This is a genomic window from Streptomyces sp. WAC03905 (genome assembly GCF_057371075.1).
Genome location: NZ_JBXYDZ010000003.1, coordinates 468,472 through 491,200, shown reverse-complemented (window position 1 = coordinate 491,200; position 22,729 = coordinate 468,472). Strand labels below are relative to the sequence as shown.

21 protein-coding genes and 1 pseudogene are annotated in these 22,729 nt (G+C 72.9%); 9 read left to right on the top strand and 13 right to left on the bottom strand.

All coding sequences use genetic code 11. The features are described 5' to 3' along the window. Positions 1-8: 8 nt before the first annotated feature. The 8 genes from AC2RP6_RS05200 to AC2RP6_RS05165 all read right to left on the bottom strand — a co-directional run bounded on the left by AC2RP6_RS05200 (position 9) and on the right by AC2RP6_RS05165 (position 9,440). Entirely contained in the window at positions 9-587 is a 579-nt protein-coding gene (locus AC2RP6_RS05200) for a toxin (protein ID WP_486445073.1), read from the bottom strand. After that, on the bottom strand, positions 584-1,036 hold the full coding sequence (locus AC2RP6_RS05195) for a helix-turn-helix domain-containing protein (protein WP_486445072.1): 453 nt from the start codon (positions 1,034-1,036) through the stop codon (positions 584-586). Before AC2RP6_RS05195 ends, AC2RP6_RS05200 begins: the two co-directional genes overlap by 4 nt. 300 nt (positions 1,037-1,336) lie before the next feature. Then, positions 1,337-2,485, bottom strand: coding sequence for an MAB_1171c family putative transporter (locus AC2RP6_RS05190; RefSeq protein WP_486445071.1), 1,149 nt, complete (start codon positions 2,483-2,485; stop codon positions 1,337-1,339). Position 2,486: 1 nt separating this feature from the next. Beyond that, positions 2,487-3,215, bottom strand: coding sequence for a TetR-like C-terminal domain-containing protein (locus AC2RP6_RS05185; RefSeq protein ID WP_486445070.1), 729 nt, complete (start codon positions 3,213-3,215; stop codon positions 2,487-2,489). A gap of 138 nt (positions 3,216-3,353) precedes the next feature. Next, positions 3,354-5,906: a galactose oxidase family protein gene (locus AC2RP6_RS05180; RefSeq protein ID WP_486445069.1), complete on the bottom strand. Its 2,553-nt coding sequence runs from the start codon at positions 5,904-5,906 to the stop codon at positions 3,354-3,356. A gap of 175 nt (positions 5,907-6,081) precedes the next feature. Beyond that, positions 6,082-8,466: an ATP-binding cassette domain-containing protein gene (locus tag AC2RP6_RS05175; RefSeq protein WP_486445068.1), complete on the bottom strand. Its 2,385-nt coding sequence runs from the start codon at positions 8,464-8,466 to the stop codon at positions 6,082-6,084. A 97-nt stretch (positions 8,467-8,563) separates the two neighbouring features. Next, a complete protein-coding gene (locus tag AC2RP6_RS05170; RefSeq protein WP_486445067.1) occupies positions 8,564-8,977 on the bottom strand; it encodes a VOC family protein in 414 nt (137 codons plus the stop codon). A gap of 10 nt (positions 8,978-8,987) precedes the next feature. Then, entirely contained in the window at positions 8,988-9,440 is a 453-nt protein-coding gene (locus AC2RP6_RS05165) for a helix-turn-helix domain-containing protein (RefSeq protein ID WP_486445066.1), read from the bottom strand. 313 nt (positions 9,441-9,753) lie between these two features. On the opposite strand from AC2RP6_RS05165, the gene AC2RP6_RS05160 reads away from it, so the two are divergent. From AC2RP6_RS05160 to AC2RP6_RS05150, 3 genes are read left to right on the top strand one after another with little or no spacing between them, the layout of a single operon-like run. Beyond that, positions 9,754-10,575, top strand: coding sequence for an FAD binding domain-containing protein (locus tag AC2RP6_RS05160; RefSeq protein ID WP_486445065.1), 822 nt, complete (start codon positions 9,754-9,756; stop codon positions 10,573-10,575). 1 nt (position 10,576) lies between these two features. Further along, on the top strand, positions 10,577-13,291 hold the full coding sequence (locus tag AC2RP6_RS05155; RefSeq protein ID WP_486445064.1) for a molybdopterin-dependent oxidoreductase: 2,715 nt from the start codon (positions 10,577-10,579) through the stop codon (positions 13,289-13,291). Between the two features lie 4 nt (positions 13,292-13,295). Continuing rightward, entirely contained in the window at positions 13,296-14,267 is a 972-nt protein-coding gene (locus AC2RP6_RS05150; protein WP_486445063.1) for an antibiotic biosynthesis monooxygenase, read from the top strand. Between the two features lie 3 nt (positions 14,268-14,270). Here AC2RP6_RS05150 and AC2RP6_RS05145 read toward each other — a convergent pair whose 3' ends face one another. The 3 genes from AC2RP6_RS05145 to AC2RP6_RS05135 all read right to left on the bottom strand — a co-directional run bounded on the left by AC2RP6_RS05145 (position 14,271) and on the right by AC2RP6_RS05135 (position 16,066). Next, a complete protein-coding gene (locus AC2RP6_RS05145; RefSeq protein WP_486445062.1) occupies positions 14,271-15,365 on the bottom strand; it encodes a carboxylate-amine ligase in 1,095 nt (364 codons plus the stop codon). A gap of 84 nt (positions 15,366-15,449) precedes the next feature. After that, positions 15,450-15,710 carry a hypothetical protein gene (locus tag AC2RP6_RS05140; protein ID WP_486445061.1) on the bottom strand — a complete coding sequence of 87 codons (261 nt, stop codon included), beginning with the start codon at positions 15,708-15,710 and terminating at the stop codon, positions 15,450-15,452. A gap of 32 nt (positions 15,711-15,742) precedes the next feature. Beyond that, positions 15,743-16,066: a plasmid stabilization protein gene (locus tag AC2RP6_RS05135; protein ID WP_486445060.1), complete on the bottom strand. Its 324-nt coding sequence runs from the start codon at positions 16,064-16,066 to the stop codon at positions 15,743-15,745. A gap of 172 nt (positions 16,067-16,238) precedes the next feature. On the opposite strand from AC2RP6_RS05135, the gene AC2RP6_RS05130 reads away from it, so the two are divergent. After that, on the top strand, positions 16,239-16,481 hold the full coding sequence (locus tag AC2RP6_RS05130; RefSeq protein ID WP_486445059.1) for a DUF6213 family protein: 243 nt from the start codon (positions 16,239-16,241) through the stop codon (positions 16,479-16,481). A gap of 9 nt (positions 16,482-16,490) precedes the next feature. Here AC2RP6_RS05130 and AC2RP6_RS05125 read toward each other — a convergent pair whose 3' ends face one another. Continuing rightward, positions 16,491-16,928: a DUF5133 domain-containing protein gene (locus tag AC2RP6_RS05125; RefSeq protein WP_486445058.1), complete on the bottom strand. Its 438-nt coding sequence runs from the start codon at positions 16,926-16,928 to the stop codon at positions 16,491-16,493. A 279-nt stretch (positions 16,929-17,207) separates the two neighbouring features. Here AC2RP6_RS05125 and AC2RP6_RS05120 point away from each other — a divergent pair, with 279 nt between their 5' ends. Further along, positions 17,208-17,726, top strand: a complete 519-nt coding sequence (locus AC2RP6_RS05120; RefSeq protein WP_486445057.1) for a GNAT family N-acetyltransferase — start codon at positions 17,208-17,210, stop codon at positions 17,724-17,726. Positions 17,727-17,845: 119 nt separating this feature from the next. Beyond that, the gene (locus AC2RP6_RS05115; RefSeq protein WP_486445056.1) at positions 17,846-18,271 is read left to right on the top strand and encodes a secondary thiamine-phosphate synthase enzyme YjbQ; all 426 of its coding nucleotides are present in this window, start codon (positions 17,846-17,848) and stop codon (positions 18,269-18,271) included. 19 nt (positions 18,272-18,290) lie between these two features. Here AC2RP6_RS05115 and AC2RP6_RS05110 read toward each other — a convergent pair whose 3' ends face one another. Next, on the bottom strand, positions 18,291-18,749 hold the full coding sequence (locus AC2RP6_RS05110) for a hypothetical protein (protein ID WP_486445055.1): 459 nt from the start codon (positions 18,747-18,749) through the stop codon (positions 18,291-18,293). A gap of 254 nt (positions 18,750-19,003) precedes the next feature. Here AC2RP6_RS05110 and AC2RP6_RS05105 point away from each other — a divergent pair. The 3 genes and pseudogenes from AC2RP6_RS05105 to AC2RP6_RS05095 form a co-directional block, all read left to right on the top strand. Further along, positions 19,004-19,696 (top strand): annotated as a pseudogene (locus AC2RP6_RS05105) (YhjD/YihY/BrkB family envelope integrity protein); the annotation flags it as partial. Between the two features lie 271 nt (positions 19,697-19,967). Beyond that, positions 19,968-21,062, top strand: coding sequence for a winged helix-turn-helix domain-containing protein (locus tag AC2RP6_RS05100; protein WP_486445054.1), 1,095 nt, complete (start codon positions 19,968-19,970; stop codon positions 21,060-21,062). Between the two features lie 187 nt (positions 21,063-21,249). Further along, positions 21,250-22,638: a LuxR C-terminal-related transcriptional regulator gene (locus AC2RP6_RS05095; RefSeq protein WP_486445053.1), complete on the top strand. Its 1,389-nt coding sequence runs from the start codon at positions 21,250-21,252 to the stop codon at positions 22,636-22,638. Positions 22,639-22,729 lie beyond the last annotated feature (91 nt).

Sequence of the window (22,729 nt, the reverse complement as noted above, 5' to 3'; positions counted from 1 at the left end):
GGGGCACTTCAGAACAGCGTTCGTTCGATGCGGCTGAGCATGGCGCTGGTGCCGGGGTCGCCGCCCGCTCCCGCCTCCGCGGGCGGGGCGGCCCCGTCCCGTCCCTCCGCGCCGCCCATCCGCTGGGAGAGCAGGTAGGCGATGATCTCGGCCTCCTGCTCCTGTACGTCGTCGTAGGCCGCGCGCAGGAGCATGTCGCGGACGAGTTCGGGGTCGAGGTTGGGGAAGAGCAGCCGGGCGGCCGTCTCGTCCAGCCCGCCGGCCCCGCGATGGCAGCAGATGATGTGGCCCAGCTCGTGCAAGATGATGTGCTCCTGATGCGCGCTGGTGGTGTTGGCGTCGTAGAAGATGAGGTCCTCGTCGCGGGCGGCGACCCACATGCCGCACGGATGCGACGAGGGCATCTGCATCGGGACCAGGATGATCGGGCGGCCGCGCGCCTCACCGAGGTGGCGGCACAGTTCGGCCACGTCGGTCGCCTCGGGCAGGTCGAGCTCGGCGATCCGCTCGGCGCCGGCCTTCCGGAGCTTCTTGAGCCGGCTGCGGCGGTCGTGGTCCGCCGACCGCTCCTTCCTCGCGCCCCTCATTCGGGGCCGGAGGGGTCGTCGACGGGCGGGAGGCCCTGCAGCTGCCGGTACTGGTCCATGATGGCCGTGATGGCCTGGAGATTCTCCTTCTTCATCCCGGCCGCCCGCATCGCCACGGCGCGGACCCCGGACTGCCGCAGCGCCTCGATGGCGGCGATCTCACTGAGGACCGACTGCGCGACCTTGTCGTCGAAGAAGTAGGCCACCGAGACGCCGAAGAAGCGGGCGAGGGCGGCGAGGAGGTCGGGGGAGGGGTTGGAGCGCTTTCCGGTCCGCAGCTGCGACAGGTACACGCCCCCGACCTTGAGTTCGGGACTGGCCCTTTTGAGTTCCTCCGCCACCTCGGCGTTGGTCCAGTGCTTGCCCTTGGGGCGGACCGTCTTGAACAGGTCGTCGAGACGCACGGCCAGCAGGGGCCGGTCATCGCCCCCGGTCTCGGTCTCCGTCATGGTGAACCTTCCTCCCGTCACCTCCTCGGCATAGCCCTTGGCTATCCGTCACTTTCCCAGAATAGCGGTCAGTTGACAATTGGCCGGGACTCCGCCAACGTTGGGTCTCGCCGATAGCTGTCAGCTAACGCGACTCACGGGGGAAACGGGGTCGGGTTGCTGCGGAAATCGGACTGGCCCGGCCCTCGGGGGATGGGCCGGGCCAGTCCGGGCGGAAGCCACCCGTCCGGCCCGATGGAACACGGGGGAACGGGAGAAGCCCGCCCGGTTTGACGGGGGATGCAAACCGGGCGGGAGCTCTCAACTCGCCTTGCTGAGCTTACTGTAGGCGGCGGCAACCTGGGTGAGCCAGGCGACTTCCGCCACGAAGTTGTCCGTGTCGCGGTCGTCGAAGTCACCCGCGTCCTTGCTGTGGTCGGGGACGGTCCCGGTCCGCTTCGCCTGCAGGGCCTGCCTGATCTGCGCCGCTTCCGCGAAAGCCTGCCGCAGTTCCGCGCCCGCCTCGGCGCCCGGCACGGCCATGTGCGATTCCCGGTCGATGTACGGCCTCAAATCCCGCCAGCCGTCCCGGATTTCGACCACGCGCCGGTGCAGCCGGTAGTTGAGGTCCGAGACCGACGAGCCCGGAGGCTCCAGTGCGATGTCCGGCGAGGCCTCGTACAGGTCCCGCCAGAGCGGGTGCAGCGCCCGGTAGGAGCGGTAGCTGCGGGACCACTCGACCAGTCGCGAAACGGGCGGCCCCCACAGGGAGTTGATGAGACTGAGGGAGAGGATCACGATCCCCGAGGCGCTGAAGACGTTCGAGGCGAGCTTCCAGACGCCGATGTCCACCCCGGCCGCCGCGGTCAGGATGTTGACCGTGCGGGCCGTGCAGTAGAGGAACAGCACCACGGCGGCGACCGACAGCATGCGCAGGGCCTGCCGCAGCGAGGCGTTGTCCGTCATCCGGGCGTACGGGCCGCACTGGCGGTAGATCGTCACGCACGGCACCGCCTGCGAGACGATGAAGACCAGGAGGTAGGTCAGGAGCAGCGGCCTGCTGGTGCCGTCGAAGTCAGAGGCCGGCCGGCCGGGGCCGTCCGCGAGGAAGAACAGCGCCGTCAGCAGGACGTCGAGGACGATGCCGGTGATCAGCCAGTACCGGGTCCCGCGGGCCGCCGCCTCGTCGGTCGCCGCCCAACGGAGCAGGATGATCTGTGCCGCCACGCAGAAGGCCACGGCGGCCAGGTGCATGATCAGGATGGCCAGATTGCCGACGCCCAGGAAGCTCCCGCTGCTCATGGCGACGGCGCCCATGGTGAAGGTGAGGCACTGCAGCAGCAGGGTGGCGATCAGCGCGCGGTAGGCGCCGTCCCGCCAGCTGCGGCGGGCCTGCGCGAGGCGGTAGAAGAGCGCGGCGTAGGAGGAGAGCGCGGCCGTCGCGAAGCAGAGGGTTCGGATGGTGTTCACGTCAGTGGTCGCCCTCGCCCAGCGGGACGACGAGGCCGACGGTCTCGGCCGTCACGGCGACGGCGTGGTCGAAGTAGGCGGCCTCGTCCCGGACGCTGTCGTGCGTCCGGCTGAACACCTGGAACACCAGCAGCCCGATCAGGCTGCTCCACAGGGCGATACCGCGTTCGACGATGTCCGAGAACGGCGCCGGGGGAGTGCCGCCGAAGAGTTCCAGGGCCTCGGGACGCAGCAGCGACGGGCCGGGCAACGTCCGTCGTGGCGGGATCAGTTCGCCGCCCTCCAGTGCCGAGCGCAGGATGCCGGCGAGCACCGCGGGAGTGCGCGAGGCGGGCGGGACGGTGTCCTGCGGGGCGTGGTACCCCGGTACGGGCGAGCCGTAGATCAGGGTGAACTCGGCGGGGTGCGCGAAGGACCACTGCCGCAGGGCCCGGGTCACCGCGAGGAGCCGGGCGCCGGCCGGCGCACCGGACTTCGCGGCGGCCCGGTCGGCCTGCTCCATGGCGGCGCCGGACGCGTCGTAGGCGTCGATGACCAGGGCCGTCAGCAGCGCGTCCCGGTGCGGGAAGACGGCTTCCACAGCGGTGAGGGCGAGACCGCTGTCCCGGGCCACGGCGTCCAAGGACAGTCCTGACGCGCCCAGTTCCTCCAGTTGCCGGCGGGCGATGTCCTTCACCACCGCCGGCAGGGCCACGTCGTCGTCACTCGATTGCGTTGCGGAAACGTTCATGCGCGAACCGTACCCGCGGACGGCCGCACGGGCGGCCGAGTCACCCGAACACCCGTGCCACCCGACGTGATCCGGCCACGGCGGGTGGGACGGGCCCTGGGGAGGCCGCTCCGGGGACGGTCCCCGTCACGGCCCCTGTCAGGAGACGGTGACGAACTTCCCGGTGCTCGGCACCCCTTGGGCATCGAGGGCGAAGAGCATGTACGTCCCCGGCAGCACCACACCGGTGTCCGAGGGGATCGACACCGTGTACGCGCCCGCTCCCGCCGGCGTGGACACGAGCGGGACCCGGCGCTGGTCGTTGTCGGTCGAGTGGGTCGCGGCCGCGGCCCGCATCAGGACGAACGACGCCACCGAGGTGTCGGTGCTCACGGTCAGGGTGCTGCCCGGAGCCGCCCGCGGGGGCACACCCCCGGTGATCGCCGGCCGCGGCTTCTCGGTGCCGTCCGCGTTGAGCAGGTACGGCGGGGTGAAGACCGCTCCGTCGGGGTGGTTCGTCGCGCAGTCGCCGCACAGGCCGCCGCCACCGGAGAAGATCCGGCCGTCCGGCAGCAGGTTGGCGACGCTGTGGTAATTGCGCGGTACGGCCATGGTGGCGAGCGGCGTGAACCTTCCGGTCGCCGGGTCCCAGAGCTCGGGGGTCAGGACCGAGGTGGCGTCACTGAACGGCACCGGATACGCCTGGCCGCCGAAGACGGCCACCTTGCCGTCGGGCAGGACGACGCTGTTGCTGAACGCGCGGGCGTGCTCCATGTCACCGCTGCGGGCCGCCTGGACCTGACTGCCCGAGATGCCGACGGTGTACGCCCGCTGCGTGGCGGGGGAGTCCTGGTAGGCCGGCGAGCCGCCCAGCGTGACCAGCTTGCCGATGTCGTACGGGACGGCGTTGCCGGTCATGGCGTCCTGGCTGTCGGCCCGGGTGCCGGCGGGTGTGACGGCGCCCTGCCCGCTGGTCGAGATCCAGTTCATCTGCTTGCTCGGGCCCAGCTGCAGGACCTTGCCGCCCGAAGTGGCGTGCAGCCACATGTGGTTGTCGGCGCGGTAGGGGCCCGCAGGATCGGCGGTCAGCGCCCGGGCCGCGGGAACGCCGGGCAGTTTCCGCCACGTACGGGTGTCCGGCGACCAGACCTCGCCGGCCTTGTCGGTGCTCGCGTTCCCGCTCCAGGAACCGCCGAGGACGAAGGCCTCACCGGTGGAGAGCAGCGTCATCGCCTGGTAGCCGCGGGCGATGTTCATGCTGGTGGTCGCCGACCAGGAGTCGGAGGCCGGGTCGTAGATGCTGGCCTTCTCCGCGTTGCTGCCCCCGGTGACCAGCACCCGGCCGTCGGCCAGCATGGCTATGCCGGGGCAGAACATGTCGTGGCCGGTGTTGTCGATGCGCCGCTGGGTGACCTTGCCCGTCTTCAGGTCCAGGATCGCGGTCTGGGTGTAGCCGTTGCTGCCGCCGAAGCGGTCGACCGCGTACGCCGACCAGGCGAGGAGCTTGTCGCCGGGCAGGGCGGCGGTGGCCACGGGTACCAGCGGGAAGCCGATGACCCGGCCCCAGGAGCCGTGCACGGCGGGGCTGGCCGGTCCGCTCAGGCGGATCTCGCCCGCCGAGGTCCACGGACCGCGGCCGCCGGCCTCGCTGGTCACGGTCAGGCGCACGTACCGGGCGTGCTCGGTACGGGTGAAGGTGGCGGTCTTGGCGGTGTCGTCGTCCCGCCAGGTGCCGGAGGCCACCGCGGCGCCGAAGGTGATGCCGTCGGTGCTGGTCGCGACGGTGTACGCGCCGGCCCGGCCGTTGGGGCCGTTGCCGCGGGGGTGGTAGACGAGGGCGGAGACGACCGCGGTGCGGTGCATGTCGATGGTGATGCTGTGCGGCAGGGGAGCGGGGGTGCCGGACCACTTGCTGTGCCAGATGGTGTTGGCGTCACCGTCGAGGACGTTGGAGGCGCGGCCGTTCTCGCTGCCGGTCTCCTCGTCGCTGGCCGTGGCCGTCCATCCGGCCCTGGACAGGTCGACGGTGGCGGCGGGCGTGCCCGGGTCGCCGAGCAGGTCGATCTCGGCGGCGGAGGTCCAGGGGCCGCGGTTGCCGGCCTCGGTCTGCGCGGTCAGCCGGACGAACCGGGCGCCCGTCGGGGCGAATCCGAGGGTCTTGGCGGTGGCGTCGTCCGCGAGGGTGCCGGTGGCGAGGGGGCTGCCCCAGTTCTGGCCGTCCGCGCTCACGCTGATCGCGTACTCGCCGACGCGCCCGTTGGGCCCGTTCGCGCGGGGGCGGTAGACGAGCGCGGAGACGACCGCCGTGCGGTGCATGTCGATGGTGATGCTGTGCGGCAGCGGGGCGGCCGGGGCGGTCCACTTGCTGTGCCAGATGGTGTTGGCGTCACCGTCGAGGACGTTGGCGGCGCGGCCGTTCTCGCCGCCGGTCTCCTCGTCGCTCGCCGTGGCCGTCCATCCCGCCCGGTCGAGAACGGGGGCCGTCGGTTCCATGGCGTTCGCCGGCGCGACGCCGTGGTGCGGTGACTGCACCGCCGCCTGCTGGTCGGTGGGCACGGGCGCGGCCCGCGGCCCCGGGGCCCGGCCGGCCGCGGTGCTCGTGACCGCGAGCCACGGTGTCAGACCGAGCAGCAGGGAGCCCAGGGCGAAGGCTATGAGCAGGTGGGAGCGGCGTAACAGGCGGGAGAGCGCGAGGGAGCGCCTGGACTGCAATCTGACCTCCTGGGGCGAACTGATGTGCCCCGAAGAAGATAGTCAGCGCAGGTGCAACTCGTCCGGAGATATGCAGAGTTGGCGGGAAACCGCGACCACCCCCGAGCGCGCCTCGGCCCCGCGGCAGCGGGGCCGAGGCGCGCTCGGGGGCCGAGGGGCCGGACGCCGTCGGGGGTCAGGCGCCCACGTAGGCCGCGAGGTGCTCGCCGGTCAGCGTCGAACGGTCGGCCACGAGATCGGCGGGCGTGCCCTCGAAGACGATCCGGCCACCGTCGTGGCCGGCGCCGGGGCCGAGGTCGACGATCCAGTCGGCGTGCGCCATGACCGCCTGGTGGTGCTCGATGACGATGACCGACTTGCCCGAGTCGACGAGCCGGTCGAGCAGGCCGAGCAGCTGCTCGACGTCGGCGAGGTGGAGGCCCGTGGTCGGCTCGTCCAGGACGTACACACCGCCCTTGTCGGACATGTGCGTGGCCAGCTTCAGCCGCTGCCGTTCGCCGCCGGACAGGGTCGTCAGCGGCTGCCCGAGGCTGACGTACCCCAGCCCGACATCGGCGAGCCGGTCCAGGATGCGGTGCGCGGCCGGAGTGGCCGCCTCGCCCGAACCGAAGAACTCCAGCGCCTCCGTCACCGGCATCGCGAGCACCTCGCTGATGTCGCGGCCGCCCAGGTGGTAGTCGAGCACCGACGCCTGGAAGCGCTTGCCCTCGCAGTCCTCACAGGTCGTCGCGACACCGGCCATCATCGCCAGGTCGGTGTAGACGACCCCCGCGCCGTTGCACGTGGGGCAGGCACCCTCCGAATTGGCGCTGAACAGCGCCGGCTTCACCCCGTGGGCCTTCGCGAAGGCCTTGCGGATCGGGTCGAGCAGACCGGTGTACGTCGCCGGGTTGCTGCGCCGGGACCCGCGGATCGGGCCCTGGTCGATCGAGACGACGCCCTCGCCCGCCGGGATCGAACCGTGGATCAGCGAACTCTTCCCGGAGCCCGCGACTCCGGTGATGACGGTGAGCACGCCCAGCGGGATGTCCACGTCGACGTCCCGCAGGTTGTGCTTCGCGGCCCCGCGGATCGGGAGCACTCCGGTGGGCCTGCGCACCGACTCCTTCAGGGCCGCCCGGTCGTCGAAATGCCGGCCGGTGATGGTGCCGCCCGTGCGCAGCCCGTCGACGGTGCCCTCGAAGCAGACGGTGCCGCCCGCCGTCCCGGCGCCCGGACCGAGGTCGACGACGTGGTCGGCGATCGCGATCGTCTCCGGCTTGTGCTCCACGACAAGCACCGTGTTGCCCTTGTCCCGCAACCGCATCAGCAGGCCGTTCATGCGCTGGATGTCGTGCGGGTGCAGCCCGGTGGTGGGCTCGTCGAAGACGTACGTGGTGTCGGTGAGCGAGGACCCGAGGTGGCGGATCATCTTCACGCGCTGCGCCTCGCCGCCGGAGAGCGTGCCCGCGGGGCGGTCCAGGGAGAGGTAGCCGAGCCCGATCTCGACGAACGACTCCAGGGTGTGGTGGAGCGTGGTCAGCAGTGGTGCCACCGAGGGTTCGTCGAGCGAGTCGACCCATCCGGCCAGGTCGCTGATCTGCATCGCGCACGCGTCGGCGATGCTGACGCCCTTGATCTTCGAGGACCGGGCGGCCTCGGTGAGCCGGGTGCCGTCGCAGTCGGGGCAGGTGGTGAAGGTGACCGCCCGGTCCACGAACTCCCGGATGTGCGGCTGCATCGACTCCCGGTCCTTGGCGAGCATCGACTTCTGGATCCGGGGGATCAGCCCCTCGTAGGTCATGTTGATGCCCGCGATCTTCATCCGGACCGGCTCGCGGTGCAGGAAGTCGTGCAGCTCCCGCTTGGTGTACTTGCGGATCGGCTTGTCCGCGTCGTAGAGGCCGGACTCGCTGTAGAGCCGGTAGCTCCAGCCGCCCGGCTTGTAGCCCGGAACGGTGAGGGCGCCGTCGTTGAGGGACTTGGAGTCGTCGAACAGCTGGGTGAGGTCGAGATCGGTGACCGAGCCCCGGCCCTCGCAGCGCGGGCACATGCCGCCGGTGATGCTGAAGGAGCGGCGCTCCTTCACGGTCTGGCCGCCGCGCTCGACGGTGACCGCCCCCGCCCCGCTGATGGAGGCGACGTTGAAGGAGAACGCCTTCGGCGAGCCGATGTAGGGCTTGCCGAGTCGGCTGAACAGGATGCGCAGCATCGCGTTGGCGTCGGTGGCGGTGCCGACGGTGGAGCGGGGGTCTCCGCCCATCCGCTGCTGGTCGACGATGATCGCGGTGGTCAGCCCGTCGAGGACGTCGACCTCGGGCCGTGCCAGTGTCGGCATGAAGCCCTGCACGAAGGCGCTGTATGTCTCGTTGATCAGCCGCTGCGACTCGGCGGCGATCGTGTCGAAGACCAGCGAGCTCTTGCCGGAACCGGAGACACCGGTGAAGACCGTCAGCCGCCGCTTGGGGATCTCGATGCTCACGTCCTTGAGGTTGTTCACGCGGGCGCCGTGCACGCGGATCAGGTCGTGGCTGTCGGCGGCGTGCCGGGCGGGGGGCTGCGTGTTCTTCCTCGTGGCCATGCTTGACGTCTCTCCATCCATGGGGCGGGCCGCGGACGCGGTCACGGTCACGCCGGGTGGCGGGGCCGTGACCGCGTCCGTCACGTGCGGGCGGTTCCTACTGCTTGCGGGGCTGGTTGAAGCGGAGCATGTTGCCCGCCGGGTCCCTGAAGGCGCAGTCGCGGACACCGTACGGCTGGTCGATCGGCTCCTGCATGACCTCGCCGCCGGCGGCCCGGATCCGCTCGAAGGCCGCGTCGACGTCGTCGGTGGTGAAGATGACGCCGCGGAGCATGCCCTTGGCCAGCAGTTCGGCCATCGCCTGCCGGTCGGCGGCGGGGGCGCCCGGGTCGGCGAGCGGCGGTTCGAGGACGATCTCGACGTCCTGCGTGGGCGAGCCGACGGTCACCCAGCGCATCCCTTCGAACCCGACGTCGTTGCGGACCTCCAGGCCGAGGACGTCTCGGTAGAACGCGATGGCCTTGTCGTGGTCGTCGACTGCGATGAAGCACTGCGAGAGGTTGATGTTCATGGCTCCGACGCTACGAGGCGCCCGCCGATTCCGCTTCTCCATTCCTGATCGGTTCACGGCGGACCGGCTCACCACCCCTGACCGGCCGCGTCATGAACTTCGCCACGCACGCCGGGATGGCCTCACCCGCCTCGTGCCGGCGCGCCCGGTAGGAGCTGGGACTCTCGCCGACCAGCTCGGTGAAGCGCGAGCTGAAGGACCCCAGCGACGTGCTCCCCACGGCGAAGCAGACATCGGTGACGCTCATGTCTCCGCGGCGCAGCAGCGCCTTGGCGCGCTCGACGCGCCGGGTCATCAGGTAGCTGTACGGGGTCTCCCCGAAGGCGGCCCGGAAGCTGCGGGAGAAATGCCCGGGGGACATCAGCGCGACCCTCGCGAGCGCCGGGACGTCCAGGGGCTGCGCGTAGTCGCGGTCGATCACGTCCCGGGCACGGCGCAGCCTCACCAGGTCTTCCAGGGTCATGCGTACCAGCATCGCACGGCGCGGACCGCTCGCCTCGGCGTCCGCGGGATCCGGCGATATTCTTGATCCCTGAGACGAACGACGGGCCGGCCGTTCCTCGCCGACCCCGTCCCGGGCCCTCCCGGGCTCCCGCCGAGCCCGTCCCGACCCGTCCCGGGCTCTCCCCGGGCCCCGGACCTGCCACCGAACGGTTCGACGCGGCGGCCGGGAGTTCCGCCGCCGCGCCGGGCGCCGGTGGCGCCGGAGCCGGGCGCCGGCGGCCCGGGTCGGGCAGGCGGTCCGTCCGCACGATCGTCGTCGTGAGGGAGTTCCCATGGATCTCCACACCATCACCGAAGTCGTCCGCCACCCCGGCGACCGGCCGGGCGCGGACTGGCGCGAGGGCGACGCCTGGCTCGCCGGCGGGACGTGGCTGTTCTCCACGGAACAACCCGGCCTGCGCCGCCTGGTCGACCTGACGGCGCTGCGCTGGGACCCGCTGGTCCCCGACGGCACCGGCCTCGACATCGGTGCCACGTGCACGGTCCGCGACCTGTACGCCTTCGCGCCGCCGGCCGACTGGAGGGCGGGCGGCCTCCTCGCGGCGAGCTGCGAGGCCTTCCTGTCCTCGTTCAAGGTGTGGAACGCCGCCACCGTCGGCGGCAACATCTGCATGTCACTGCCCGCCGGTCCGATGATCACCCTGACCGTGGCGCTGGAAGCCGAGTACGAGCTGTGGCCCCCCGACGGGCCCGCCCGCCGCGTCGACGCGCTCGACTTCGTCACCGGCGACCACCGCAACGTCCTGGCACCCGGGGAGATCCTGCGCCGCGTCCACCTTCCCGGGCGCGCGCTGAGGAAGCACGCCGCGCACCGACGGTTCTCCCTGACCCACCTCGGCCGGTCCACGGTGTTCCTGATCGGCACCCGGACGCCCGGAAAGGACGACCTGCTCCTGACGGTCACCGCGGGCACCACACGCCCCGTCCGCCTCGCCTTCGACAGCATGCCGGACGCCCGGACCCTCCGGCAGAGCATCGACGCCGTCCCCGCCCACCTCTGGTTCGCCGATCCCAACGGCACCCCCGAGCACCGGCACCACCTCACCGCGTACTTCGCCGAGGAGATCCGCACCGAACTCACCGCCGGGGTCTGACATGACGTACACCGTGAACGGCAAGCACTTCGACGAGGCACCGGCCCCGGGCCAGTGCCTGCGCACCTTCCTGCGGGCCCTCGGCCACTTCGGCGTGAAGAAGGGCTGCGACGCGGGCGACTGCGGCGCCTGCACGGTATGGATGGACGGCGATCCGGTGCACAGCTGCATCACCCCCGCCTTCCGGGCGGAGGGCCGTGAGGTGACCACCATCGAGGGCCTCGGATCACCGGGCGGCCTGCACCCGGTGCAACGGCGGTTCCGCGACGCCCCCGGCTTCCAGTGCGGCTTCTGCACCGCCGGGATGATCATGACCTCGGCGACCTTCACCGAGGCGCAGAAGGCCGACCTTCCCCGCGCGCTGAAGGGCAACCTCTGCCGCTGCACGGGCTACCGCGCCATCGAGGACGCCGTCAGGGGTGTCGTGGGCACCGAGGACGCGGCGCCGGGCAGGGCCGTCGGTGCCAGCGTCGTCGCACCGGCGGCCGACGACGTGGTCACCGGCCGCGCGGAGTTCACGATGGACACCCGCAGGGAGGGCATGCTCCACCTCAAGGTGCTGCACTCTCCGCACGCGCACGCCCGCATCCTCTCCGTCGACAAGAGCGCCGCGCTGGCCGTCCCCGGCGTGCACCGCGTCTACACCTGGGAGGACGTGCCGCGCCGGCCGTACACCACCGCCATCCACACCGACCACCTCGTCGACCCGGACGACACCTTCATCCTCGACGACACCGTCCGCTTCGTGGGCCAGCGCGTCGCCGCCGTCCTCGCCGACACCGTCGCCGCCGCCGAGGAGGGCTGCCGCAGGACCGTCGTCGAGTACGAGCCGCTGCCCGCCGTCTTCGACCCCGAGGCGGCCATGGCCGACGGAGCACCGCAACTGCACGGTTCCGACGACCCGTTCGTCCGCGACCCCGTCCACAACGTCCTGCTGGAGCTGCACTCCCACATCGGCGACGTCGACGCGGGGTTCGCCCGCGCCGACGTGATCCACGAGGGCACGTACTCCTCGCCGCGCGTCCAGCACGCGCACCTCGAGACCCACGGTTCCATCGCCTGGATGGAGGACGGGCGGCTCAACGTCCGCACCAGTTCCCAGTCGCCGTCGATCGCCAAGGTCAAGCTCGCCTACCTCTTCGCCCTGCGCCCCGACCAGCTCCGCGTGTTCTGCGTGCGCATGGGCGGCGGTTTCGGCGGCAAGCAGGAGGTCATCTCGGAGGACCTCGCCGCCCTCGCGGCGCTGGACACCGGGCGGCCCGTCAGCTTCGAGTACACCCGCGAGGAGGAGTTCACCACGGCCTCCCCCCGGCACCCGATGTCGCTGACGGTCAGGCTCGGCGCGAAGGCGGACGGCACGCTCACCGCCCTCCAGGTCCGCAACGTGTCCAACACCGGTGCCTACGGCAACCACGGCGGCGAGACCCTCTACGCGGGCGGCGCCGCGGTCATGATCTACCGCTGCCCCAACAAGAAGTACGACGCGTACTCCGTCTACACCAACACCGTCCCCAGCGGTGCCCTGCGCGGCTACGGCATGACCCAGCCGGCCTTCGCCGTGGAGTCGGCCATGGACGAACTGGCCCGCGCCCTGCACCTCGACCCGCTCGAACTGCGCCGCCGCAACATCGTGCTGCCCGGCGACCCGCTCGTCGCCCTGCACGACGGTCCCGACGACGTGCTGTTCACCGAGAACGGCCTCGGCACGTGCATCGACCTCGTGGACGCAGCCCTGGCCCGCACCGCCGACCGGCCGCCGCCGGGGCCCGACTGGCTCGTCGGGGCCGGGGTCGCCAGCTCCCTGCACGAGACCGCGCCCCCCACCGACCACGTCTCCGAGGCCCGGGTCACCCTCGGCAACGACCTCATCTACGAAGTGGCCGTGGGCACCGCCGAGTTCGGCGAGGGTACGTCCACGGCCCACGTCCAGATCGCCGCCACCCAGCTGGGCACCACCCCCTCACGCATCCGGCTGGTGCAGTCCGACACCGACCGCACGGGCTTCGACACCGGCGCCTTCGCCAGCGCCGGGCTCTTCGTCGCCGGCAACGCGGTCCTGCGGGCGGCCAACGCCGTGCGCGACCGCATCCTGGAGTTCGCCGCCGTGCAGACCGGCGTCCACGTCGTGATGTGCTCGATGGACGACGAGGGCGTCGTCTGCGGCGACCGGCGCAGGTCCCTGGCCGAGCTGGTGGCCCTCGCCCGTGCCCGCGGCATCCGCTTCACCGCCGCCAGGAAGGCCTACGGCTCGCCGCGCAGCGTCACCTCCAACACGCACGGGTTCCGCATCGCCGTCCACCGGGTCACCGGCGAGATCCGCATCCTGCAGAGCGTCCACGCGGCCGACGCCGGCGCCGTCATCAACCCGGCGCAGGTCCGCGGGCAGGTCGAGGGCGGCGTCGCCCAGGGCATCGGCTTCGCACTGACCGAGAACTACCAGGTCGACGCCGGCGGCCGCATGGTCAACCCGAACCTGCGCAACTACCGCATCCCCACCTACGCCGACGTGCCGCGCACCGAGCTGCTCCTGGTGGACTCCTCCGACTCCGTCGGCCCCATGCGGGCCAAGGGCATGGCGGAATGCTGCATCAACCCCGTGGCCCCGGCGCTGGCGAACGCCCTGCACGACGCCACCGGCGTCCGTTTCCGCGCGCTGCCCCTCACCCCGGAGAGGATCTACAGCCGCCTGGGCGAACAGTCCGTACAGAGGGCCTGAGCCGATGGACACCGTGAAGCCCGGGTCCGGCGCGGCGACCGTCATCATCGGCCACAAGGTGTTCCCCGGGCTGGAACGCGAGTACGAGGCATGGCAGGAGGGGGTCAACGCCGCGGCCGCGGGCTATCCCGGGCACCTGGGCGCCGAGATCTCCCCGCCGACCGCCCTGCAGCCCGACTGGGTCGTCGTCTACCGGTTCGACTCGGTGGTGCACCTGCAGGCGTGGCTCAACAGCGCGACGAGGCAGAACCTCCTCGACCTGGCCAGGGACTACTTCGACGGCCCGGCCACCCAGCAGTACATCAGCGGCGGGAGCCAGCCCGCCGACGCGCTCGTGACCGTCGTGGTCACCCATCGCGTCCACCCCAGCAGCGTCGACGACTTCCTCGACTGGCAGCGCCGCATGAGCCGGGAGGAGAGCCGGTTCGAGGGCTTCCGCGGAACGGAGGTCTTCCGCCCGATCGAAGGCCTCCAGGACGAATGGACCACCCTGTACCGCTTCGACAGCGCCGCGCACCTCGACGCCTGGCTGACCTCGGACCGGCGGCGGGAGGTCCTCGCCGAGGGCAAGAGGTTCAGCGACTTCCAGCTGCGCACCATCGACAACTCTTTCGGCAGCTGGTTCGCCTTCGAGGAGGACGGCAAGGAGGTGCCGCCGCCCTCCGAGACCAAGACCGCGATCGCGGTCTGGGTCGGCCTCTACCCGACCGTCGTCCTGCTCACCCTCGCCCTGCACCCCCTGGGCATGCCCCTGTGGCTCGGGCTCCTCGTGGGCAACCTGCTGTCGAGCTTCATCATGAGCTTCGTGACGATGCCCTACTACGTGAACAAGCTGCTCCGGCGGTGGCTGCGGCCCGACCCGGACGAGCCACGGCGCAGGACCAACATGATCGGCCTCGGTGTCGTCGTCACCGCGATGCTCCTCTGGGCCGTCCTCTTCTACGTGATCACGACACAGCTCTGGACCTTGCCCTGACGCTCAGCCGGACGGGGCGTCGCCGACGATCAGGCTCCTGAGGGCCGGCATGCCGCCCTCCCGCAGGGCACGGCGCTGCCGGTCGGCCGGCGTCCCCTCCTGCAGCAGCCGGTGGACGAGGGAGGACACCTCCCGCTCGTCGCCCGACTCCGCCAGCGCGGGAGCGACATGGGCAAGCAGGGAATACAGCACGTCCCCGCTGCTGCGGCAGCGCCCGTCGGGGTCGACCAGCGTGGAGTTCAGACCGTGCCGGGCCGCGTGCCAGTTGGCGGCCTGCAGCAGCTCCGGCCGGCACCGCACCGGTGGGGTCCCGGCCCGCTCCTCGGCGAGGGCCACCGCGACCAGCGCGCGGACCAGACCGGCCAGCATCACCGCGTCGTCGGCCCGCAACTGCACGTCCAGGCAGCGCACCTCCACGGTCGGGAAGCGGTCCGAGAGCCGTGCCTGCCAGTAGAGCTGGCCACGGTCGGCGATCACACCCGAGGCGACCAGGGCGTCGATCCGCTGCTCGTAGTCGGCGAGCCCGTCGAAGTACGGGGGCGGACCGCTCACCGGCCACCGTCCGAAGACGATCGTGCGCCAGCTCGCGAAGCCGGTGTCCTTGCCGTCCCACAGCGGCGAGTTCGCCGACATGGCCAGGAGCGTGGGCAGCCAGACCCGGATCCGGTTCAGCACCGCGACGCCGGTCTCCGGATCGGGCACCCCCACGTGGACGTGCATGCCGTTGATCAGCTGTTCGTCCACCAGCTGCCGGGCCTGGCCCTCCATCCTGAGGTACCGCGGCTTGCGGGTGACCGGGACCGCCGAGGTGTCCCTGAGCGGTGCGGCCGCGGCCATGGCGACCCGGCACCCGTGCTCCTCGGCGGCCGACGCGACGGCGTGGCGCAGCCGCAGCAGGTGGCCCCCCACCTCTTCCAGCTGCGTGCAGACCGGCGTGGCGACCTCGACCTGCGCCTGGAGCAGCTCGTCCTGGACCTCGTCGTCGTTCGCGAGCGGGCCGAGGCCGGCCGCCCGCCGCACGTACTCGGCCCCGGGGACCGGCAGCACCGTCACCGGGTCCACCAGGAGGTATTCCTCTTCGACGCCGAATGTGATCACGCCGTGCGGTTACCCCGGGACCGGCGCGATCATCCGCCGAATGCGCCGACCGGCCTAGGAGGTGTCCTGTCGGTCGGGCCCGGGTCAGGAGCGGGATCCGCGGTCGTCGTCATCCGGCCGGGCGCGCCGGTCCGCCGGGGGCTGGGGGCGGACCTGCTCCTCCCGGCCGGTGCCCGGCCGCTGCCGCTTCGCGGCGTGTGCGCCCGCCTCCGTGTCGTCCCCGCGTCCCGCGCCGCCCACGACGGCCTCGTCCGCCTCCCGGCGGGCCTCCCGGTCACCGCTCTCGCCCGGGGCCTGGGACGGGGTGGTCCGCCGCCTGCCGTGGCTCTGCCCGTGTCGCGTCATGGTGTCCTCCTCCTCGTCGGCGTGCGCCGGGCTCAGTAGCCCAGTTCCCGCTTGAGCTCGGCCTTGTCCATGGACGACCGGCCACGGAGGTTCTTGCGGCGGGCCTCCTCGTAGAGCTGGTCGTAGGTCGGCCCCTGCGCCCCCTTGTGGCTGTGCAGTCCGCCGCGCCTGGAGGACGACATGTCCTCCAGCGACGTCCTGCTGGCCGTCTCGGACTCGCCCGCCCGGGCCCGCTCCTTGTTCACGGTCCGTGCGGCGATCTCCTTCGCCCGCTCCGGGCTCTCGCCGCGTTCCTCGGCGCTCTCCTTGATGTGCTCGTACTGGCGTTCCCGCTTGGGGCTGGAACCACGAGGCATGGTGACTCCCTGGCTGGTCGGCTGGTGTGCGGACGGTCCGGTACGTCCGGCGCCTACCCCTGGAGGGACGCCGCACACGGCCGGGCCCGGCCCGCGGTACGCGGGCCGGGTGGATTGGCCCGCCGTCGACCGGGTAGCCGCCGCGGACAAGGGTTCTCCGGGAGGGCTTGCCATGATCCACGTGTCGATACCGCTGATCCCCGCCACGGACGGGGTCCTGCTGATCCCCGCCGACCACGTCACCACCCTGCTGCGCCGCCTCGCGGCCGACTGGGTGGAATCGGCCGAGGCCGGCGAGCTGGGCGGCGACCGGCAGACCGCCGGTGACCTCTCCGGAGTGCTGACGGAGCTCGCCGACCAGATCGACGTCGAGTGCATCGGGTTCGCCTCCGCACTCGACGACGACAACGCCTGAGGCCGCCGGTCAGTCCGGGCCCGCAAGATGCCGTTCGGCCGCCATGACGGCCTCGTGGACGGTCGACATGCCCATCAGTACGCACAGGGTGTAGGCGACGTCGTCCATGGCGCTCCGGGCCGCCCCGTCCCCGGGAGCCGCGGCGAGCCGTTCCCGCGCCGCCCGGAACCGGGCCAGGACCTCCCCGGTCCGGGCCCTGTTCGGCAGCAGCCCGACGCCCCGGCCGTCCTCCCGGCCGGGCCGGGGGCCGACGAGGGCCCGCACCGCCCGGCGCAGTGCCCGGCCCCACCGGGCGGGTACCGGTTCCCCGTGCGCGCCCGCGACCACCGCGGCGGCGAAGTCCGCCACCGGGACCTGCGCCAGCCGGGCGGCGGCCGCCAGCACGAGCTTCGCCTCACGGGCCCCGCAGGGTGCCAGGGCCATCACCATGCCCGTGGCCCACTCCACCGCCTGCTCGTCCCGGGGGACCGGTACATGCCCTAGAGAGGGCTGATGAATGCTTTGAGACGTCACCGATCATCCTTTCAACCGAAGGCTGCACGCGCGGTGGGGGGAAGTATGAAAGGTATTCCCGCCCCGGTTGTCATCCCACACCCGTACAAAGCACGGGCTGTTGACCGGGGACGGGTGCGTGGCGGTCCAGCGGCGCGAGCTGCGAGCGGTGCGGTTCCCGGTCGTCGTTGACCCGGTCGCGCCGCCGCACCCTCGGGATGCCATGCTCACGCCATGAGCGAGCACACCACCACGGTGACCGTCGTCCGCAGCCCGGGCGGCCTCGTCGGCGAGCCGGCCCCGCTGGCAGCCCTGCTGACCGCGTATCACCTGCGCACCGAGGAGGAGAAGGGCAGCCCGGTCGCGGACGAGACCCGGCTGCCCGCGCGCTACCGCGCCGAGATCCAGGACCCCCGGACCGCCTTCGCGGACGACACGGTGCTGATCGCCGTCGAGGACGGTGTCGCAGCGGGCTGTCTCGTGGTGACCGCCCCGGCCGCGGGAACCGCCGAGATCAAGCGGCTGTGGACCGACCCGGCGCGGCGGGGGCGCGGCATCGCCTCCGTCCTGCTCCGTGAGGCCGTCGCCCACTGCGCGGACAGCGGCGTCGCCACCGTGCGCCTCTCCGTGTGGAGCTGGCGGACCTCCGCGATCGCCCTCTACGAACGGTGCGGCTTCCACGTCGCGCGATCCTGGGACCCGCGCGAGGACCTGGTCTGCATGGAGTACCGGACGGCCCCGGCGGGGCGTTGAGCGGATCCGGCCGACGGGCGGCCGGCGCGGGGGTACGCCGCCGACCGGACCGGCCGGGGCCGTGTCCGCCTCCGGCGCGGTTGCGCCGTCCGGGCGCGGGGCAGCGGGAGGATGGTGCCATGGCCGACACCTTCGTAACGCGCACCATCGACGTGACGACCGGGGACCGGGAGACCGTGCACGATCTGACCTCGGAGTGCGCCGCCTTCCTGGGGGAAGTGGCGCGCGGCCGCAGCGGACTGCTCAACCTCTTCACGCCGCACGCGACCGCCGGGCTCGCCGTCATCGAGACCGGCGCGGGCAGTGACGACGACCTGCTGACCGCCCTGAAATCGCTGCTTCCGGCCGACGACCGGTGGCGGCACCGGCACGGCTCCCCGGGCCACGGGCGCGACCACGTCCTCCCGGCCATCGTCCCGCCCCACGCCACGCTCCCGGTGATCGACGGGACGCTGGAACTGGGCACCTGGCAGTCCGTCACCCTGGTGGACACCAACCGGGACAACCCCCGCCGTCAGGTCCGGCTGTCCTTCCTGGCCGGCTGACCGGTCGCCGGGCGGGGATTCACCAGCGCCAGGTGAGGGATCCGCCCTCCGCCACCTCGGCCCAGCGTGCGGCGGCGCGGTCGAGCGCCTCGCAGGCGAGGGCGACCTGCCGGTCGTCGAGCGGGCTCCGGCCGACCCCCCGGCCGTCCGTGCTCAGCCCCGACCAGACGCGGTAGGCCCAGTTGACGCACAGCTCGGCCCGCATGACGGCCTCGCCGCCGCGCCGCAGGACCTTCAGCCCCGACCGGCGGTGGCGGGTCGGAATCACGGGCTCGAACCCCTCGAAGGTCGCGCCCCGCGCCATCGCCCCCCAGAACCCGTCGGTGATCGACAGCGCGCTCTCCACCGCCGCGTGCACGAGGTCGTGGGGCATGGTCGGACCGGTCGGCCCGCCCGGCAGCCGCACGTCCGGCCCGCGCCGGTCCCGCACCTCGAGGTCGTGCCGGTTGTCCGGCAGCTTCCGGAAGATGATCTCCACCGTTCGTCCTCCCCACGGGCTCAGCCGGGATGGTAGACGCGGACCCCCCGCGTCCGCGCTCCCTTTTCCCGCGACGGCCGCCCGCCCGACGGACCGCCCCGCCCGAGCGGCCGCACGCCCGACGTGCCGGACGTCCGGTGCTGCCCCATCCTTCTCATGAGGGCAACCGCAGCTGACGGGCGTCGTCCGCGGAAGGAGCGGTCACCGTGTCGGAACCGCGCGACAAGCCGCCCCGCTTCACCGTGCCGGCCTGGATGCGCAAGTACACGCCCTTCCTGGGCCGGACCCTCGAACAGTTCGCCCGCGTCAACCTGCTGGACTGCGCCACCCGCCTGGCCGCCCAGGCCTTCCTCGGCGCGATCCCCGCCATCTTCGTCATCGGGGCCCTCGCACCCGACTGGCTGCGCCAGCAGCTCGTCTCCACCCTCAGCGGGACCCTCGGCCTCAACGGCCCGGCACTGGACCAGATCCGCTCGGTGGTGCAGAGCAGCGGCGACGACACGGCCACCATCGCCAGCACCGGGGTGGTCGGTGTCGTGGTCACGCTGCTGTCCGCGACCGCCTGCAGCCGCGCGCTCCAGCGGACCTGCGAACGCGCCTGGCACCTGCCCAAGGCGGGCGCCCGGCTCGCGGCCTGGCGCTGGGTGGCCTGGCTGCTGGTCTGGCTGACCGCCCTGTTGTTCCAGGGACCGGTACAGCAGGCGTTCGGGGCCGGCCGGATCCTCGGCGCGATCGTCTCGCTGATCAGCGGCATCCTGCTGTGGTGGTGGACCCAGCACCTCCTGCTCGGCGGGCGGGTGGCGTGGCTGCCCCTGCTGCCGGGCGCGGTCCTGGTCGCGGCCGGGGCGGGCCTGATCAGCTGGGGCTCCCGGTTCTACATGCCCCGTGCGCTGAACCACAGCCTCCAGCAGTTCGGCGGCCTCGGACTGGTCTTCGTGCTCCTGTCCTGGCTGATCATGTTCTTCGTGGTCGTCACCATGGGCATCGCCCTGGGATACATCCTCGCCCACGAGCCCTGGGTGGCCCGTAGGCTGCGCACCCCGGACGACCCGCCGGAGCCGGACGCCGGCGGCCGGCACCGGGACGGCCCGCCACCGGCCCGCCCGCCGCGGCCACGCCCCGGCCCACCCGCCCCTCACCCGGAACGGGTGACCCGAGTGGTGATCACCACCGATGACGGCTTGAGTGGGTGCCGTGGCCCGACCACCGTGCGACCCGATGCTCACGGCCAGATTCACCGCACCGGCCGTGCCGAAGACCCTCGTCCACCGGCCCGAACTGCTCAAACGCCTGACGGCCGGGGTACGGGGCCCGCTCACCCTGATCAACGGGCCGGCCGGCTCCGGCAAGACGGTGCTCACCGCCCACTGGGCCGCGGCCGGCGGGCGCGCCCCCCGGACCCCCCTGTGGCTGACCGTGGAGCCCGACGACGCCCCCGGTGTCTTCTGGGCCTACGTGCTGGAGGCCCTGCACCGGGGCGGCGTCGAGCTGCCCGCCACCGTGGGGCGGCCGACCCGCGCCGAAGGAGTGACCCAGTCGTTCCTGGTGCGCCTCGCGGCGGGCCTGGCCGAGGCCGCGCAGCCCGTGGTCCTCGTACTCGACCAGTTCGACACGGCCCAGCCGCCCGCCATGACCGAGGGACTGGACTTCGTACTCCGGCACGCGGCCGGAGGCCTGCGCATCGTCCTCACCAGCCGGACCGATTCCCTGCTGCCCCTGCACCGCTACCGGGCGGCCGGCGAGATCGCGGAGATCCGGCACGCCGACCTCCGGTTCACTCCCGCGGACGCCGAGGCCCTGCTGGCCGAACACCGGCTGGACATCTCCCCGGCCGGCATCCGGCTGCTGATGCGGCGCACCGAGGGATGGGCCGCGGGGGTCCGGCTGTGCGCCCTCGCGATGCAGCGCAGCCCCGACCCGGAGGCCTTCGTCCGCCAGTTCGCGGCGGACCGCACCACGATCGCCGACTACCTGCTCAGGGAGGTCCTCGACGCGCAGCCGCCGGACACCCAGGACCTGCTGCTGCGCGTCAGCGTCACCGACCGGGTCCACCCCGACCTCGCCGACGCGCTGACCGGCCGCGACGACGCCGCCCGCACCCTCGCCGGGCTGGCCCGCGACAACGCCTTCCTGGAACAGGTCGACGCCTCGGCCTGGTACCGCCTGCACCCGCTGTTCGCCGAAGTCCTGCGCGCGCACCTGCGCCAGCGCCACCCCGGTCTGGAGCAGCAGCTGCACGGGCGGGCGGCGCGCTGGCTCGCCGGGACCGGCCGGGCTCACCGAGGCCGTCGTCCAGGGGGCCGCCGCCGGTGACTGGCCGTTCGCCGCGGGGCAGCTCGTCGACGACCTCGCGATCGGCCGACTGTTCACCGGCCTGGAGGCCGAGCAGCTGAACCGGGCCCTCGCGCCCCTGCCGGCCGATGCACCGGGCGCTGCCCCCGCACTCGTCGCCGCGGCCACCCGGCTCGCCGTCCAGGACCTGCCCGGATACCAGGAGGCCGTGCGGCGCGCGGACTCCTGCCTGGGTCCCGGTTCCGGCGCGGCGGCCCGGTTCGGCCGGGCCCTCCTCGGCGTCCTCGCCGGGCGTACGACCGGTGACCTGCCGGCCACCGAGCGGGCGGCGGCCGACGCCGAACGCCTGCTCGGCGAGCTGCCGCCGCTGCGCGTCGCCGCGCACCCGGAGCTGCGGGCCCTGCTGCTGGCGGGCCTCGGCGCGGTGCGGCTCGGCGCCGGACGGCTCGACGCCGCGGAGAGCGCCCTCACGGCGGCCGTCGAGGCCTGTGGAGGGCGGAGTACGGACGCGCGCACGGACCCGCGCACCGCCGCGGGCGGTGACCCCGAAACCGATCCGGCAACGCAGTACCCGCTCTGCGACGCGCTCGGCTCGCTGGCCCTCACCGAGTTGTCGCAGGGCCGCCTGCGGCGGGCCGCCGAGCACGCCCGCGCCGCTCTCGCGGTCGCCGAGCAGTCGGCGCTCCCGCCCGAGCGGCGGTCCGGCGCCGGTCACCTCGTCCTGGCGGGCGTCGCCGCCGAGCACGACGACCTGCCGGCCGCCCGCGCCCACCTGGACCGTGCCACGGCGATCGCGGTCGCGGCCGGCGGGTCCCGGCCCGACGCCGTGTCCGCGGTCCGGGCCGCGGTCATCGGCGCACGGATCGCGGCCCACGAGGGCGATGTCGAGGGCGCGCTCGCCCTGCTCACCCGCCTGCCCCCGGCGGCGGTGACGGCCGGGCCCGCCAACGCGTGGGCGGTGGACGAGCTGGCCGTCGCCGCCTCGGCCGCGCACCTGGTGCGCGGGGACGCCGCGGCGGCCCTCCGGGTCCTCGACGCCGCGCCCTGCGGACGGCCCGAGCACCTCCTCGCCCGGGCCCGCGCCCTGCTGGCGGCCGGCCGCAGCGGGCCAGCTGCCCGAGAGCTGGCTGCCCTGCCCGCCGAGGAGGGCTTGGCGACGCCGGCCCGGATGGCGGCGTCCCTGCTCAGGGCGCAGCTCGCCACGGCGGACGGCAACCTGGGGGAGGCACGGCGCAGGCACGCGGAGGCCGTGGACCTCGCCCGGCCGGAGGGGCTGCGCACGCCCTCCGCCGAGAACGGGTCCCCCGTACGGCGGACGTCGCCGGCCGCCGCCCGGGAGGACGTTCCGGAGCCTCCCGCACCGCGCCGCGGCCGTCCCGCCGACGGGGCCCCGCCCCCCGTGGTGGAGCCGCTCAGCGCGCGGGAGACCGAGGTGCTGGGGCAGGCAGCGCGCATGCTGTCCACCGAGGAGATCGCGGCCGAGCTGTACGTGTCGGCCAACACGGTCAAGACGCACCTGAAGAGCATCCACCGCAAGCTCGGCGTCACCCGCCGCAGCGACGCCGTCCACCGGGCCCAGGACCTCGGGCTGCTCTGAGCACACGGCACACACCCATTCTCGCCCGTACCGGGCGATGCGGGGAGCCGTGGCACGGTCGACGATGGCGGGGCACCAGCACCTGAAGTCA